Origin of the sequence: Nitrobacter hamburgensis X14 (genome assembly GCF_000013885.1) — a bacterium.
Taxonomy (GTDB): domain Bacteria; phylum Pseudomonadota; class Alphaproteobacteria; order Rhizobiales; family Xanthobacteraceae; genus Nitrobacter; species Nitrobacter hamburgensis.
The window spans coordinates 2,936,167-2,951,030 of record NC_007964.1; the positions used below are offsets into that span (position 1 = coordinate 2,936,167).

12 protein-coding genes are annotated in these 14,864 nt (G+C 61.9%); 7 read left to right on the top strand and 5 right to left on the bottom strand.

From position 1 onward, the window contains the following. Positions 1–52: 52 nt before the first annotated feature. Positions 53–1,237: a M20 aminoacylase family protein gene (locus tag NHAM_RS13690; protein WP_011511116.1), complete on the bottom strand. Its 1,185-nt coding sequence runs from the start codon at positions 1,235–1,237 to the stop codon at positions 53–55. Positions 1,238–1,471: 234 nt separating this feature from the next. On the opposite strand from NHAM_RS13690, the gene NHAM_RS13695 reads away from it, so the two are divergent. The 4 genes from NHAM_RS13695 to NHAM_RS13710 all read left to right on the top strand — a co-directional run bounded on the left by NHAM_RS13695 (position 1,472) and on the right by NHAM_RS13710 (position 4,156). Continuing rightward, positions 1,472–2,413: a metallophosphoesterase family protein gene (locus tag NHAM_RS13695; RefSeq protein ID WP_011511117.1), complete on the top strand. Its 942-nt coding sequence runs from the start codon at positions 1,472–1,474 to the stop codon at positions 2,411–2,413. A gap of 12 nt (positions 2,414–2,425) precedes the next feature. Continuing rightward, entirely contained in the window at positions 2,426–2,755 is a 330-nt protein-coding gene (locus NHAM_RS13700; RefSeq protein WP_011511118.1) for a cupredoxin domain-containing protein, read from the top strand. Between the two features lie 76 nt (positions 2,756–2,831). Then, positions 2,832–3,398, top strand: coding sequence for a sigma-70 family RNA polymerase sigma factor (locus NHAM_RS13705; protein WP_041358152.1), 567 nt, complete (start codon positions 2,832–2,834; stop codon positions 3,396–3,398). Further along, positions 3,395–4,156, top strand: a complete 762-nt coding sequence (locus NHAM_RS13710; protein ID WP_011511120.1) for an anti-sigma factor family protein — start codon at positions 3,395–3,397, stop codon at positions 4,154–4,156. Before NHAM_RS13705 ends, NHAM_RS13710 begins: the two co-directional genes overlap by 4 nt. A gap of 245 nt (positions 4,157–4,401) precedes the next feature. Here the strand turns inward: NHAM_RS13710 and hpnO are convergent, their stop codons facing one another. Then, positions 4,402–5,793: an aminobacteriohopanetriol synthase HpnO gene (hpnO, locus tag NHAM_RS13715; RefSeq protein ID WP_011511121.1), complete on the bottom strand. Its 1,392-nt coding sequence runs from the start codon at positions 5,791–5,793 to the stop codon at positions 4,402–4,404. Between the two features lie 133 nt (positions 5,794–5,926). On the opposite strand from hpnO, the gene NHAM_RS13720 reads away from it, so the two are divergent. Next, positions 5,927–6,598, top strand: a complete 672-nt coding sequence (locus NHAM_RS13720) for a DUF2147 domain-containing protein (protein ID WP_157043774.1) — start codon at positions 5,927–5,929, stop codon at positions 6,596–6,598. Here the strand turns inward: NHAM_RS13720 and NHAM_RS13725 are convergent. Then, a complete protein-coding gene (locus NHAM_RS13725) occupies positions 6,551–9,139 on the bottom strand; it encodes an MMPL family transporter (RefSeq protein WP_041359010.1) in 2,589 nt (862 codons plus the stop codon). The two genes, NHAM_RS13720 and NHAM_RS13725, sit on opposite strands and share 48 nt — an antisense overlap. Positions 9,140–9,734: 595 nt before the next feature. Between NHAM_RS13725 and ispH the strand changes: the two genes are divergently transcribed. Both ispH and hpnH read left to right on the top strand, forming a co-directional pair. After that, positions 9,735–10,661: a 4-hydroxy-3-methylbut-2-enyl diphosphate reductase gene (gene ispH / locus NHAM_RS13730; protein WP_086008354.1), complete on the top strand. Its 927-nt coding sequence runs from the start codon at positions 9,735–9,737 to the stop codon at positions 10,659–10,661. A gap of 47 nt (positions 10,662–10,708) precedes the next feature. Then, a complete protein-coding gene (hpnH, locus tag NHAM_RS13735) occupies positions 10,709–11,878 on the top strand; it encodes an adenosyl-hopene transferase HpnH (RefSeq protein WP_011511125.1) in 1,170 nt (389 codons plus the stop codon). 273 nt (positions 11,879–12,151) lie between these two features. On the opposite strand, the gene NHAM_RS13740 is transcribed toward hpnH, so the two are convergent. Both NHAM_RS13740 and shc read right to left on the bottom strand, forming a co-directional pair. Then, a complete protein-coding gene (locus tag NHAM_RS13740) occupies positions 12,152–12,886 on the bottom strand; it encodes a phosphorylase (RefSeq protein ID WP_041358154.1) in 735 nt (244 codons plus the stop codon). Beyond that, on the bottom strand, positions 12,883–14,847 hold the full coding sequence (gene shc / locus NHAM_RS13745) for a squalene--hopene cyclase (protein ID WP_011511127.1): 1,965 nt from the start codon (positions 14,845–14,847) through the stop codon (positions 12,883–12,885). The genes NHAM_RS13740 and shc overlap by 4 nt, the downstream gene beginning before the upstream one ends. Between the last annotated feature and the right edge of the window lie 17 nt (positions 14,848–14,864).

Here is a 14,864-nt window from a genome sequence, read left to right on the forward strand (position 1 = left end):
TCCTAACGCGACGTGAGGCGCTATGTTCCTGGCGCCGCAACAGCGTGACCGCTCAGGCAGCCAGCGTGGTCTCGACCAGCCTGATCCAGTACGAGGTGCCGTAGACGATGGCGTCGTCGTTGAAGTTGTAGGCGGGATGATGCAGGCCGGCGCTGTCGCCATTGCCGACGAAGATGAAGGCGCCGGGCCGGGCTTCCAGCATGTAGGCGAAATCCTCCGCGCCCATCATCGGCGGCGTCTCATGCACATTGTTGTCGCCGGCGATCTCCTTCGCGATCCTGATCGCGGTTTCGGTCTGCGCGGCGTGATTGACCGTGACCGGATAGCCGCGCCCGAATTTGACATCGATCCTGGTTCCAGTGATCTGCGCCACGCCGGCGGCGACCTCGCGAATCCGCTTCTCCACCAGGTCGCGCACGTCGGCCTTCAGGCTGCGGACGGTGCCGCGCAACTCGACGGTCTGCGGAATGACGTTGCGGGTGTTGCCGGCGTGGAACTCACACACCGAAATCACGGCGGATTCCAGCGGATCGACGTTGCGCGACACGATCGATTGCAGGGCAACGACAAGCTGCGCGCCGGCCAGCACCGGATCGATGCAGAGATGCGGCCGAGCGGCGTGGCCGCCGTGGCCCTCGATCCTGAAATCGACGGCGTCGGTCGCCGCCATGATCGGACCCGGCCGGATGGCGAAGGAGCCGAGCGGGATGCCGGGGAAGTTATGCATACCGTAGACCTGATCGATCCCGAAACGGTCCATCAACCCGTCCTTGATCATCGCGGCAGCACCGGCGCCGCCCTCTTCCGCCGGCTGGAAGATCACGACCGCCTCCCCAGTGAAATTCCGCGTCTCCGCGAGATAGCGCGCGGCGCCGAGCAGCATCGCGGTGTGGCCGTCATGGCCGCAGGCGTGCATCTTGCCGGACGTCTTCGAGGCGTAAGGCAGGTTGGTTGCCTCTTGAATCGGCAGCGCATCCATATCGGCGCGCAGGCCGATCACCTTGACCCCGCCGTCTCCATCGCTGTCGCTGGCCGGCTTCCTGCCCTTGATGACGCCGACGACGCCGGTCCTGCCGAGCCCGGTCGCGACCTCGTCGCAGCCGAACTCCCGCAAGCGATCCGCGACAAACGCCGCGGTACGATGCACATCGTACAGCAGCTCCGGGTGCTGATGGATATCCCGGCGCCAGCCAGCGATATCGGATTGCAGATCGGCAACGCGGTTGACGATGGGCATGGCGGGGTTCCGGGTTGGCCGAGACTGAAGTTCTCTGGCGAACTTCGGGATCGGAACACTACCATGACGCGATGAGCGGCCCAATATGCTGATTTTGCTGGATATCGCCCCGAAACCGGGCAGCCGGCATGACGACGCCATGGCGGCCGAGGACCGCCCTCAAAGCGCGCGGGAATAAATCCGCACAGTCCCCGATCAGGTCTGCGTGCCCAATGACGGGCCTGGAGACCTCCGATGAGCCACGACCACAATCACGATGGCGACGGCGTCAGCCGCCGCAAGGTGCTGGAATGCATGACCTGGGCAGGCACGGGTGTGCTCTGGACCATTGCCGGCGGCGTGCCGCGATCCCTCGGCCTCGTCGAATCGGCACGGGCTGCGGAAGCGTCCGCCCTCACCTTCCTGCAGATCAGCGACAGCCATATCGGCTTCGACAAGGCCGCCAACCCTCACGCGCTCGCCACGCTTGAGGAGGCGATCGGCAAGATCAAGGCGCTGCGGGTGAAGCCTTCCTTCATGATCCATACCGGCGACATCTCGCATTTGTCGAAAGCCTCCGAATTCGACGACGCGGAGCGCATCATCTCGCAATCGCGGCTCGACGTGCACTACGTTCCGGGCGAACACGACTTCATCGACGAGGAAGTCAAATTGTACCGCGAGCGCTACGGCCGCGGCACCAAGGGCGCGGGCTGGTATTCCTTCGACGCCAACGGCGTGCACTTCATCGGCCTCGTCAACGTCGTCGACCTCAGGGCCGGTGGCCTCGGCAATCTCGGCGCTGAGCAACTGGCGTGGCTTGCGGACGATCTCAGGGGGCGCTCCAACTCCCAGCCGATCGTGGTGTTCGCGCATATTCCACTTTGGAGCGTATATCCGGCCTGGGGCTGGGGCACCGAGGACGGCGCGCGAGCGCTCGACCTGCTCAAGGGTTTCGGCTCGGTGACCGTGCTCAACGGTCACATCCACCAGGTGATGCAGAAGGTCGAAGGCAACGTCACCTTCCATACCGCGCGCTCGACCGCCTTCCCGCAGCCCGCGCCGGGCGCCGCGCCCTCTCCCGGGCCGATGAAGGTCGCCGACGACAAGCTGCGCAGCCTGCTCGGCACCGCCAGCGTCATCTTCAAGCCCGGCGAACAACGTCTCGCTATCATCGATACGCCGCTGCAAGGCTAAGGACCTTGAATCATGATGTTTGTGAACTTGCGCACCGGCGCCATCCGGCTTGCCGCGGCTGCGGCGCTTGCAATGCAAATGTCCGTTGCCCATTGCGAGGAGGTGTCGGTGACAATCGACAACTTCACCTTCGCGCCGGCTCAACTGACGGTGAAAGTCGGCAGCACCGTGACGTGGACCAACCGCGACGACATTCCGCATACGGTCGTTTCGGCAGGTCAATTCCGCTCCAAGGCGCTGGATACCGACGACAAATACTCGTTCACCTTCACCAATGCCGGCGACTACAAATATTTTTGTTCGCTGCATCCGCACATGGTGGGAACAATCAAGGTTGAGTAACGGCCAAAAGCAAGGCATCAACTTGGGGTTCGGGCGGCATCACCCGGCCCGGGCCCACCCGGCTGCGAACATCGCAATGCTGTTTGGTTCATCCAGAGACGATCAGGCCAAAGCGCAGCGCTTTCGCGAGGCTGCGCTGCCCTACCTCGACGACGTCTACACCGTCGCGCGCTACCTCCTGCGCAACCCCGCCGACGCCGAGGATGCCGTGCAGGAGTGCTATCTGCGCGCGCTGAATCACTTCGACAGTTACCGCGGGCCGGCGATGAAGCCCTGGCTGCTTGCGATCCTGCGCAACGTCTGCCATGCCGAATTCGCCCGCCGCACCAGATCGAGCACAACGACGATCGACGACCTGCCCGAAAGCGCCGAAGCCGCAGCCGCGCCGCTGTGGCGGGAGACCCAGGACACACCGGAAACGCAGGTGTTGCAAGAACGCGATGCGAATTCGATCCGGCGGATGATCGCAGCACTTGAGGAGCCCTTCAGAGAGACCTTCGTGCTGCGCGAAATCCAGAATCTGTCCTATCGCGAGATTGCCGAGACCGTCGGCGCGCCGGTCGGCACCGTCATGTCACGGCTGGCGCGGGCCCGCGCCATGCTGCGGTCGGCGTGGCTCGCGGAACAGGAGCAATCCAAATGACCTGCGACGAAGCGGACATCCTTCTGCACGCGCTGATCGACGGCGAACTCGATGCCGGTCACGCGCGCGAGGTGGAAAACCACGTCGCAGCCTGCAGTCGCTGCACGGCGGAACTCAAGGTTTATCGCGAGATGAAGGCGCAGATGGCGACTGCGGACATGCGCCTCACCGCGCCGCCACGCCTGCGCCAACGCATCGAGGCGGCAATACCGCAGTCGCGCGGCACCAGCCGCCGCTCGCTGCTCGCGGGCTTCGCCATGGGTTCGGCCGTCTCTGCGATAGCTGCGACGGGCCTCGTCGCCATCGTGTTACGCGACGATGACGAGCAGCGCATTGCTTCGGAAGTTGTGTCGGCGCATCTGCGATCGTTGCAGGCCGGGCATCTGACCGACATACTTTCGACCGACCAGCACACGGTGAAACCGTGGTTCAACGGGCGGCTCGATGTATCGCCGCCTGTGATCGACCTGACGGCGCTGGGCTTCACGCTGATCGGCGGACGGCTCGACTATATCGATGGGCGGGCTATCGGCGCGGTCGTCTACAAGCGGCGCGCGCATGTCATCAATCTCTTCGTCGCACAAACGCCGAACGCCACGCATAGCGCCGCCCGCACCGAGGATGTGCAAGGCTTCAACATCCGCCGCTGGCGCGACCACGGTCTGAGCCTCTGGGCGGTGAGCGATCTCAATGCCGACGAACTTGCCGAATTCAGCGACAAATTCGAGAAGGCGATGCAGACGAACGGGAACGGTTAAAGCCTTTTCGCTTCTGATGGAATCAGAAGCGAGGCTCTATGATTTTGATTTGACGCGTTTTCTTCACGCGAACCGGTACCCACTTAGCTCGAAAACGCTCTAGCGAATCTCAGCGGGTTCGACGCAAGCGCATTCCTCGGTCATTGCGAGCGAAGCGAAGCAATCCAGGTCTTTCTTGAGATCTCTGGATTGCTTCGGCGCGATGCGCCTCGCAATGACGGCAACCTGATCCGTTTAAACAGCAATCACGCCGACTTGCGGACGGCGTTGTCCATCAGTGTCTTGCCGAGCGACCAGATCGCGCCGGGAACCTGATGGCTTGCGGCAATGACGCTGTCGAACGAGGTCTCGATCCACTTGCAGTCTTCGCCGTTGATGATGAGCGGCGGCAGCAGCTTGATGGTGTGGCTGCCGTGACCGGAGACCTGGGTGAGGATCTTGTGATCCTTGAACAGCGGCACGGTGATGAGCTGGCAGAACAGGCCCTTGTTGGCAGCCTCCAGCAGATTCCACGACGCCCTCAGACGCAGCGATTTCGGCGGCCCGAACTCGATGCCGATCATCAACCCCTTGCCGCGCACCTCCTTGAGAAGTTCGTAACCCGGCACCATCCGGGTCAGCGCCGACCGCAGTTCCTCACCGCGCCTGGCCGCGTTCTCGATCAGCTTCTCGGCCTTCAGCACTTCAAGGGTCGCGATGCCGGCCGCCATCGCGAGGTCGTTTTTGGCAAAGGTCGAGCCGTGCACCACGGCGCGGTCCATCCGGTTGAATATCTTGTCGAAGATGTGCTTGCGGGTCAGCACCACGCCGATCGGCACATGGCCGCCGGACAGGGCCTTGGCCAGCAGCACCATGTCGGGTTCGACGTTCCAGTGCTCGACGGCGAGAAAACGGCCGGTACGGCCGATGCCGGTCTGAACTTCATCCGCCACGAACAGCGTGCCATATTTCCGACACAGCGCGGCCGCTCCCGGCAGGAATTCATCGCTCGGTATGTTGACGCCCTTGCCCTGGATCGGCTCGACGATGAAGGCCGCCACCTGGCGCGACGACAGCGCCTGCTCCAGCGCCGCGAGGTCGTTGAAGGGAACGACGGTACAGTCCGGCAGCAGGGGATCGAAGCCGCCGCGGAAGTTCTTGTCATCGGTCAGGGACAGCGCGCCGTAAGTCAGCCCATGATAGCCGTGACCGCAGTAAACGATACCGGTTCGTCCCGTGGCGACGCGCGCGAACTTGATCGCGGCCTCAACGCTTTCCGCGCCGGAATTCGCAAAAAAGACTTTATCGAGATAAGGAACATAAGCCAGCAGCCGTTCGGCCAGAACGCCGGCCAAGGTTGAGACATCCATCTGCACGAGATTGGGCAGATCACTGTCAAGGACGCTTTTCAGCGCATCCCGTAGCACGGGATGATTCCGGCCAATCGCAAAAACGCCAAACCCGCTGAGTAGATCGAGGTAACGGGCGCCCTCGCGATCGACCAGATACTGGCCGTGACCGCTCTGGAAACCGACGTCGTAGCCGATGGTCTTCAGAACCCTGACAAGCTGTTCATTGAGGTGGCGGACATGCATCGCACTGCGCTGCGCCTGCCGTTCCACAAACATCTCGGAAACGTCTAGATTTGGATATAGCATCCGCTACATAGGTCGGTTGATGGCCGTTTCGTCAACTGAAAAGCATGACGACGGTGATTTGACTTTGGTGGCGATTCCCAACCCTTCACTTAAGCACAGGCTAGAAAATATGTTGCAGCGCCCAAGACATACCATGCGCAGACTAAATTATTGCAGAATTCTTGCGACGACCTCCCTTGTCGCAGCGGCTCTGGTGACGGCCGGTTTCGGGCCGGCCGGTGCGGCTGATCCAACCGGAGATTGGCTGGTTGCCGACGGTGTCGCCAACATCCGGGTCGCCGAATGCAACGGCGCGATGTGGGGCGTCATCTCCTGGGAGAAAGTTGCCGGCGGCGTCGATCGGAATAATCCCGATGCCTCGAAAAAGACCAGACCGACGCTGGGCATGCCGGTTCTCCTCGAGATGAAGCTGAATGCCGAGAAGGAGGATTGGGAAGGCCACGTCTATAATGCCAAAAACGGCAAGCTTTACGAATCGTCGATCAAGCTGGCGTCGCCGGATCAGCTTGAGATCGAAGGCTGCGTGCTCGGTTTCCTGTGCGGCGGCGAGACCTGGACCCGCGTCGCCGGCCCGATTCCAAGCAGTCCATCCAACAACCCCGCCAGCGGCTCCGCCAACAGTCCTGCCCACAGCGCGGCCAAAAGCGCGCCGAAAGCCGGCATGGCGAAGACCACGTCACCGAAGAGCTCGCACAAGACCACTGGTCAGAAGACAGCCGCCGCCGCTCCCCCGGCTGATCCCGTCGGCGACATCTGCCTACTTCCCGAGATCGCGGGGGCGGCCCATGAGGGCGGGCTGAAATAGCAGCACCGCAGCAAGGGTGGTGAGGAGCGACAACGCCAGCAACTTGCCCATGCTCGCCGTGCCCGGATGGCTCGACAGCCACAGGCTGCCGAACGCGGTCGCGGTGGTCAACGCGCTGAAGAAGATCGCGCGCGTCAGACTTGATTGCAGCAGATTCGTTCTGCCGGAACGCCACGCCGTGACATAATAAATCTTGAACGCCACGCCGACGCCGAGCAGCAACGGCAGCGCGACAATGTTGGCGAAGTTGAGCGGAAGCCCGATCACGACGCATATCTCCAGTGTCACGGCCCCCGCGACCAGCAGCGGCACCAGCGTCAGCAGCACGTCGGTTACCCGCCGCAGCGCCAGCCAGAGCAGGATGGCGATCGAGATCAGGGCCCACAGACCTGCCTCGATAAAGGCCCTCACGATGGTGTCGCCGGATTTGAGAATCGATACCGGCCCGCCGATCGCGTTGGGCTCAGCGGCAAGCACGGCGCCGGCAAACTTTCGCAGTGTCTCATTGTGATCCGGATCGCCGCGCGGCAAGGCTTCGACGCGCGTGATGCCATCCTCGCTTTTCCAGAGCTTCACGAAATCCGGCGGCAGGGATTTCAGGCTGACAGGTTCGGCCTTCAATAAATTGCGAAGCTGTTCGAACATGATCTTGAGGGGTTCGACGAACACGGCCTGAGCCTTCTCGCGCGTGGCCTGGTTCGAATCGGCAAGCTTGGTGAGATCGTCGGCCAACCGCTTTGCAGCCGCAGCGCCCGGCCCCTGATTGTCGGCGGCAGCCTTCCGCAGGCTGGCGGCGGCCCCCTTCAGCGCGCCGACATTCTCCTCGTCGGACGGTGGCTGATCGACCGAATCCGGATTGAGCGCGGGACCGAGAACCTTGGCGCCCTGCGCGATCAGCTTGAGCTTCTCCGGCTGGTCAGCGGGGACAAAGCTGTCGAGCGATCTGGTGCTTGCAACTTCAGGCACCTTGGCGAGCCGGGCCTCGACCCGCTTCGCGTCCTGCTCCGACTTGACCATCACGTTGATGGCGTTCGCGCCGGTCTCCGGATCTTTCCGCAAATCCAGATACGTCGCGATCGATTCGACTTTCGTGCTCCTCAAGTGGATGGGATTGAAATCGAACCGCAGGAAGTAGAGCGCGGGCGATCCGAGAATCACGACCGCGAGCGTGCAGACCACGATCGCCACGCGATGCTTTTCGAGAAAATGGTCGAGCGGCGCCAGAAACGCGTAGCCGACAGGCTCTTCCTCACCGGGCGGGTTCAGAAGACGCAGCAACGCTGGAAGCACGGTGATGCTGGCGAGAAAGGCAATCAGCATGCCGACGCCGGCGATCTTGCCGAGTTCCGAAACACCCTTGTAATCCGTCGGCAGGAACGACAGGAAGCCCGCCGAAGTCGCCATCGCCGCCAGCGACAACGGGACCGCCGAACGCTTCGCCGCCACCAGCAGCGCCGTTTCCAGATCGTTGCTCTTGAAGCGTTCGGAGCGGTACCGGACGCTATACTGAATGCCGAAGTCGACGCCCAGTCCGATGAACAGCACGGCAAACGCGATCGATAGCAGATTGAGCGATGTCACCATCATAAGGCCGAGCGCCGTCGTAATCGCCAATCCGATGAACAGCGTCGCGAACACCGCGAAGATGATTTTCGGCGAGCGCAACGCCAGCCAGAGAATCACCAGCACGACCAGCATCGTGCCGATGCCGTTGGCGACGGCGCCCTCCTGCACGGTGGCGAATTCCTCGTTGGCGATCGGAACCGGCCCGGTCAGCCGGACGCGGGCGTCCAACTTGCCGGCAAGATCCAGATCGATGGCGGCTTTCCGGATCGCATCGGTGGCATCCTTGCCGGGCTCGAGTGCGTTGAAATCGAGGTACGGCTTGACCTGGATCAGCGAGCGGCGGTCGGAAGCGGTCAGCGGTTTGTCGCTCGCGAGCTGACGCCAGGAAAAGGTGCCGCTCCCCCTGGTCAGGACGTCCTCGACGCTTTGGGCGATCAGCGAGAACGGCCGCGCCGTGCTGTCCAGCGAGAATTGCCCCCGCTTCAAGCCCGCCAGCCCGGTTTCGAGCGCGCCGGTCAGCCCACGCAAACTCGGGTCGCCGGCCATGATCTCCACCAGCGGCGCGGCCTCGCCGAATTGGCTGGTGACCTGCTTGACCTCGGCGGTCGGCAGGAAAAGCAGGCCATTGTGCTCAAAAAACGGGCCGCCGCCGAGAAGCTGAACAGCCTCGAAATGGTCGTGGTCGCTGGCGAGCTTTGCTGCCAGCATGGCGCCTGCGGTGCTGGCAAACTCCGGCGTCGGGGCCTCCACGACCGCAAGAATCAGCCGTTCTTGGTCGAACGCCTTCTCGAAAGCGATGTCGCGCTGCCGCCAATCCAGATCGGGCGATATCAACTTATTGATATCAGTGTTGATTTGGAAGTTTCTCGCCGTATAAAAGACCGCCCCGGACGCCAGCACAATCGCAACCAACGCAGTAACCAAAGCAAATCGTGTGCAAGTCTTAACGATCGAAACAACAATAGCTGTCAGCACATTCTTTCTTTCTGCTACCGCAATATGCAAAAGGCATGGAATCCCGGCCCGGTTCTTCCGCCTGATCTAGTTGAATGAATTTGACATTCGATACCCACTTTGCGGCAAACCTGGCAAGCGAATGTCAGATTCAAAATTCCACACAAACCCCTAATAGTTGCTTGGGGGTTTGTATTCTGTTGTCTTCAGGAGCGCGACAAAGTGGCATAAAACGCGTCGTTGTTTTGATTCGAGGTGATTGCCGGACGGCTTGAACCGGCTTGATACAGATAACATTGCGGATCACAAAGTGACGAACAGGTGAGGCTATCGCTGCTGGGTTGTGGCTGCATCATAATACCTGCACCTGTATCACGACACCATCACGTGTAATCCGTCCATCAACCTTAGTGGCCGAAAGGTCTGCGGCATTGGGACGTTTTGTTCTGACGCAGAGGGTCATGTATGTCATAGCGTTGAAATCCCAGGATCGCGACCCATAGATTAAGTACTTGTGACTTTTCCTGAAGACACGTGTGATTTTAAGAAGAAACGTTCGGACCTATATGGAGTTAAAGTATAATGCGTAAGGTGCAAATTGACTGACGCTCGTCCGATTGAAGTTCTCCTAGCGCAGCCGCGTGGATTCTGCGCGGGCGTCGTCCGCGCGATCGAGATCGTCGAGTGCGCGCTGGAGAAGTATGGCCCCCCGGTGTACGTCCGCCACGAGATCGTTCACAACAAGTACGTCGTCGAAAGCCTGAAGAACAAGGGCGCGATCTTCGTCGAGGATCTGTCCGAGGTTCCGCCTAAGGCCGTCACCGTGTTCAGCGCCCACGGCGTTGCGCGGAGCGTGGAAGAAGAGGCTGCCGCACGCGGTTTGCCCGTGCTCAACGCCACCTGCCCGTTGGTGACAAAGGTTCACAATCAGGGCAAACGCTACAAGTCCAAGGGACGGACCCTGATCCTGATCGGCCACGCCGGCCATCCCGAGGTTGAAGGAACCATGGGACAGGTTCCGGGCCCTGTCCTGCTGGTCCAGGATGTCGACGACGTCGCGGCCCTGACGCTGCACGCCGACACCCCGGTCGCCTATATCACCCAGACGACACTCAGCGTCGACGACACCAAGGACATCATTCTCGCGCTCCAGCAGCGTTTCACCGATATCCAGGGCCCTGACACACGGGATATCTGCTATGCAACACAAAATCGGCAATCTGCGGTAAGAGACCTCAGCAAGCTGGTGGATGTCATCCTCGTAGTCGGAGCAGCCAATAGTTCAAACTCGAACCGGCTGCGCGAAATTGGGACTGAAGTCGGCGTTGCAAGTTATCTCATCGCCGACGGCAGCGAACTCAATGCTGAATGGCTTAGAGATGCGAAAACCGTGGGCATCACGGCCGGCGCATCGGCGCCGGAGGTGCTTGTCGATGATGTCATCGAGGCCTTGAGACGCATCGGTCCGGTTGCTGTTTCGGTGCTGCCGGGACGGGAAGAAAACATCGAATTCCGCCTTCCGTCTGAACTGACCCCAGCCTGATCCCCTTTCAATGTCCACGGCTGGTAACACCAGAGAGAACACTTCTAATGGCAATACCGTTTTTTAAAGAACTGAAGATCGGCGGATATCTGATCAAGCAGAAGATGCTGGGTCGCAAGCGCTATCCGCTTGTGCTGATGCTCGAGCCGCTGTTCCGCTGCAATCTCGCCTGCGCCGGATGCGGCAAGATCGACTATCCCGATGCGATCCTCAACCGCCGCATGACCGCTCAGGAATGCTGGGACGCTGCCGAGGAATGCGGCGCGCCGATGGTTGCAATTCCCGGCGGCGAGCCGCTGATCCACAAGGAGATCGGCGAAATCGTGCGCGGTCTCGTCGCGCGCAAGAAGTTCGTCTCGCTCTGCACTAATGCGCTTCTGCTGGAGAAGAAGCTCGATCTGTTCGAGCCCTCGCCCTATCTGTTCTTCTCGGTCCATCTCGATGGCCTGAAGGAGCACCACGACGAGTCGGTATGCCAGACGGGCGTGTTCGATCGTGCCGTCTCCGCGATCAAGGCGGCGAAGGCGCGCGGCTTCACCGTCAACGTCAACGCCACGATCTTCGACAACTATCCGGCCGAAGAGATCGCAAAGTTCCTCGACTTCACGACCGAGCTTGGCGTCGGCGTCTCGATGTCGCCGGGCTACGCCTATGAGCGCGCGCCCGATCAGGAGCACTTCCTGAACCGCACCAAGACCAAGAAGCTGTTCCGCGACGTGTTCGCGCGCGGCAAGGGCAAGAAGTGGAACTTCATGCACTCCGGCCTGTTCCTCGACTTTTTGGCCGGCAATCAGGAATATCACTGCACGCCATGGGGGATGCCCGCGCGCAACATCTTCGGCTGGCAGAAACCCTGCTACCTGCTCGGCGAGGGCTACACCAAGACCTTCAAGGAATTGATGGAAACCACCGACTGGGACAGCTACGGCACCGGCAAATACGAAAAGTGCGCCAACTGCATGGCGCATTGCGGTTACGAGCCGACCGCGGCCACTGCGGCGCTGAACAATCCACTCAAGACGATGTGGGTGGCGCTGCGCGGCGTTCGGACCACCGGACCGATGGCGCCCGAGATCGATCTGACCAAGCAGCGTCCGGCGCAGTACATTTTCGCCCAGCAGGTTGAGAAAACGCTGACGGAGATCCGCAAGGACGAGGCTGCGGCCGCCGCTGCCAAACAAGCGGCAAAAGAGCAAAAGGCTTCCACCGCAGCCTGACGCCAGCACACTCTTTCGCAGAGCTAGTCTAATTCGGCTCGGGGCTGTCCCCAATCACCGATGCGGCCCTAGAGCCTTTTCGCTTCTGATGGAATCAGAAGCGGGGCTCTATGATTTTGATTTGACGCGTTTTCTTCACGCGAACCGGTATCCACTTCGCTTGAAAACGCTATAAAAAAAACACCGTCGGCGCTGGAGTTCAATTCTTCAGCGCCGACGGTGTTTTTATTGTCGGCGCTTTGAAACCCCGCGGTCCGGCGGCCGGCGGCGCTGTCAGATGTCCGCCGCGACCAGACTCTCGCCGCCCAGCAGAAAGCCGCGGCAGCCGCGCAAGGAGCGGAGCGCCCGATTGAAATCGATTCCGGTGGACACTAGCGCGCGCAGGGTCAGCGGATTTCGCGCAAGGCCGCCGAGCACCTTCTTCAGGTCGATGTTGCCGTTCGGCTTGATGGCGCTGCGGGCAATCGCCGGCAGCGCTCGCGTCGCGGGATCGCTGATCACACGCAAGGCGGCGAAGGGAAGACTCGCTTTCGTGGCATAGGCGGCCGCGATGTGGCTTTCCATATCGACGGCAGAGGCGCCGGTCACGGCATGAAGTACCGCCTTGCCGGCCTGCCCCACCACGACCTGCTCGACACCGGCAAGCCCGGCGCGGACCACCTTCCGACCGCCGAGACCGGTGCCGTCGATCAGTTCCTCGCTGAGCGCGAGGCCTGCCTGCCACCGCGACTCGCCGTCCACGACTTCCGTGGCAACCACGACGTCTCCCGACTTCAGGGATGGATCGAGCCCGCCGGCAACCCCGAAGCTGATCACGCCCCGTACCGTGGACGGGTCGAAGCTCGCCAGGAGCGTGCGCAATTGCCGGGGATTGCTGCTGCTGCAAATGACGGTCATGCCAGGACCCGCGGCGATGCGGGCTTCCTGAACCAGACCGGTCACAATCAGTACCGGCCGCGGGTCAAAGGCATCGCCCACGGACACGTCAATCGCCGCCCCCAAATTCACATCCCGACCCCTACCACCTTGCTGTTGGTGCTTCTCAAATTCCGGTACCGCGCCAGCGCCCAGAGCGGGAAGAATCTGGAGTAGCCATGATACCGCAGGTAAAACACCCGTGGAAACCCCGTGGCGGTGAAGCGTTGCTCGTCCCACAGCCCTTTTTTGGTCTGTGTGTCTATTAGGTACTTCATCCCCCGGGCCACCGCCGGATTTTCGACCTCGCCCGCGGCCATCAAGGCAAGCAAAGCCCAGGCCGTTTGCGAGGCCGTGGTCGGCGCCCCCTCGAACCCCTTATAGTCGAGCCGGTAGCTGACAGCGTCCTCACCCCAGCCGCCATCGGCATTCTGGATCGACACCAGCCAGTCCACCGCCTTGCGCATCGCCGGATCCTGGTGATCGACCCCGGCGGCATTGAGCGCACAGACCACCGACCAGGTGCCGTAGATGTAGTTGAGACCCCAGCGGCCGTACCACGACCCCTCCTTGAGCTGGGTCCGGCGCAGATAGTCCACACCGGCCGCCATGGACGGGCTGCTGCGAACGGTCTCGCCGAGTTGCGCCAGCATCGAGACGCATCGCGCCGTGACATCCTCGGTCGGCGGATCGAGCAACGCCGCATGGTCCGAGAACGGGATGTTGTTGAGATAGTATTCAAGATTGTCGGCGTCGAACGCCGCAAAGCCGCCGTCCCGGCTCTGCATGCCCTCGATCCACTCGCGGCCGCGCGCGATCGCCTCGTTGTATTTATCGCTGCGATCGTTGCGGCGTACCCGGTCCATCGCCATGACCACGACAGCGGTGTCATCGAGATCGGGATAGTGGGCGTTGGCGTACTGGAACGCCCAGCCGCCGGGCCGCACGTCCGGACGTTTCACGGCCCAGTCGCCCTTGAGAACGAGCTCCTGCTTCGGGAGCAGCCAGTCGAGGCTCTTCCCCGCGCCACTCAGCGCCTCGGGTCCGCCAGCTTCGAGCAGCGCATGACAGGTCAGCGCGGTATCCCAGATCGGCGACACGCAGGGCTGGCAATAGGCCTCATCCTTGCCGATCACCAGAAGCTTGTCGATTCCGCGCCGTGCCACTGCGCGCGGCGGGTGCTCGGGCGGAAAGCCCAGCGCGTCATACATCATCACCGTATTGACCATCGGCGGAAAGATCGCGCCGAGACCGTCCTCGCCGTTGAGGCGCTCCTCGACGAACGCGATCGCCTTTTCTATCGCGCGCGCACGCAGCCGTTTGGGAAACAGCGGTTCGATCTTGCGCAAGATCCAGTCGAGGCTGTTGAACAGCGTGAACCAGGCCGGGCTTTGATGCGGAGCCCTCTTCGGCGTGCCGACCGTGGCCGGATCCTGAAGAAACAATTCGCGGATGCCGATTCCGCGCGGATTGCGCGCGCGCGGCTTCAGCGCCGCCAACACCATCAGCGGCACCATGGTGGTGCGAGCCCAGTAGGAAATCTTGTTGATATGGAACGGCGACCACATCGGCAGCAGCATGATCTCGATCGGCAGCACGGGGGCGCTGCGCCATGTCAGCACTTCGAAGAGCGAGAGCAGGAAGCGCGTGAAGACGTTGACGTTGGCCGCACCGCCGCGGGAGAGGATTGCCTCGCGCGCGCGCGCCATGTGCGGCGCGTCGATGGAATCGCCGATCATCTTCAGCGCGAAGTAGGCTTTCACGCTGGCGCTCATGTCGAACGGGCCGTCATGCACCAGCGGCCAGCCGCCATGTGCGCCCTGGATGCGACGGAGGTAGACCGCGATCTTGGCTTCCAGCGCCGCATCGACCGGCTCGCCGAGATAGTGCCGCAAGAGGACGTATTCGGACGGGATGGTCGCGTCGGCCTCCAGCTCGAACACGAAATGACCGTCCGGCTGCTTGAGGTCCAGAAGCCCGCGCGTCGCGGCGCCGATGCTGCCCCCGAGAGCGGCATCGTCGATCGGCGCGACTGTGGCGTTTACGGAGTTCATGGCGACTGATGTCCCCC

Bases quoted from the DNA above. Each gene is read 5' to 3' on its own strand.
- NHAM_RS13690 (WP_011511116.1), bottom strand. From the start codon at position 1,237: ATGCCCATCGTCAACCGCGTTGCCGATCTGCAATCCGATATCGCTGGC.
- NHAM_RS13695 (WP_011511117.1), top strand. From the start codon at position 1,472: ATGAGCCACGACCACAATCACGATGGCGACGGCGTCAGCCGCCGCAAG.
- NHAM_RS13700 (WP_011511118.1), top strand. From the start codon at position 2,426: ATGATGTTTGTGAACTTGCGCACCGGCGCCATCCGGCTTGCCGCGGCT.
- NHAM_RS13705 (WP_041358152.1), top strand. From the start codon at position 2,832: ATGCTGTTTGGTTCATCCAGAGACGATCAGGCCAAAGCGCAGCGCTTT.
- NHAM_RS13710 (WP_011511120.1), top strand. From the start codon at position 3,395: ATGACCTGCGACGAAGCGGACATCCTTCTGCACGCGCTGATCGACGGC.
- hpnO (WP_011511121.1), bottom strand. From the start codon at position 5,793: ATGCTATATCCAAATCTAGACGTTTCCGAGATGTTTGTGGAACGGCAG.
- NHAM_RS13720 (WP_157043774.1), top strand. From the start codon at position 5,927: ATGCGCAGACTAAATTATTGCAGAATTCTTGCGACGACCTCCCTTGTC.
- hpnH (WP_011511125.1), top strand. From the start codon at position 10,709: ATGGCAATACCGTTTTTTAAAGAACTGAAGATCGGCGGATATCTGATC.
- shc (WP_011511127.1), bottom strand. From the start codon at position 14,847: ATGAACTCCGTAAACGCCACAGTCGCGCCGATCGACGATGCCGCTCTC.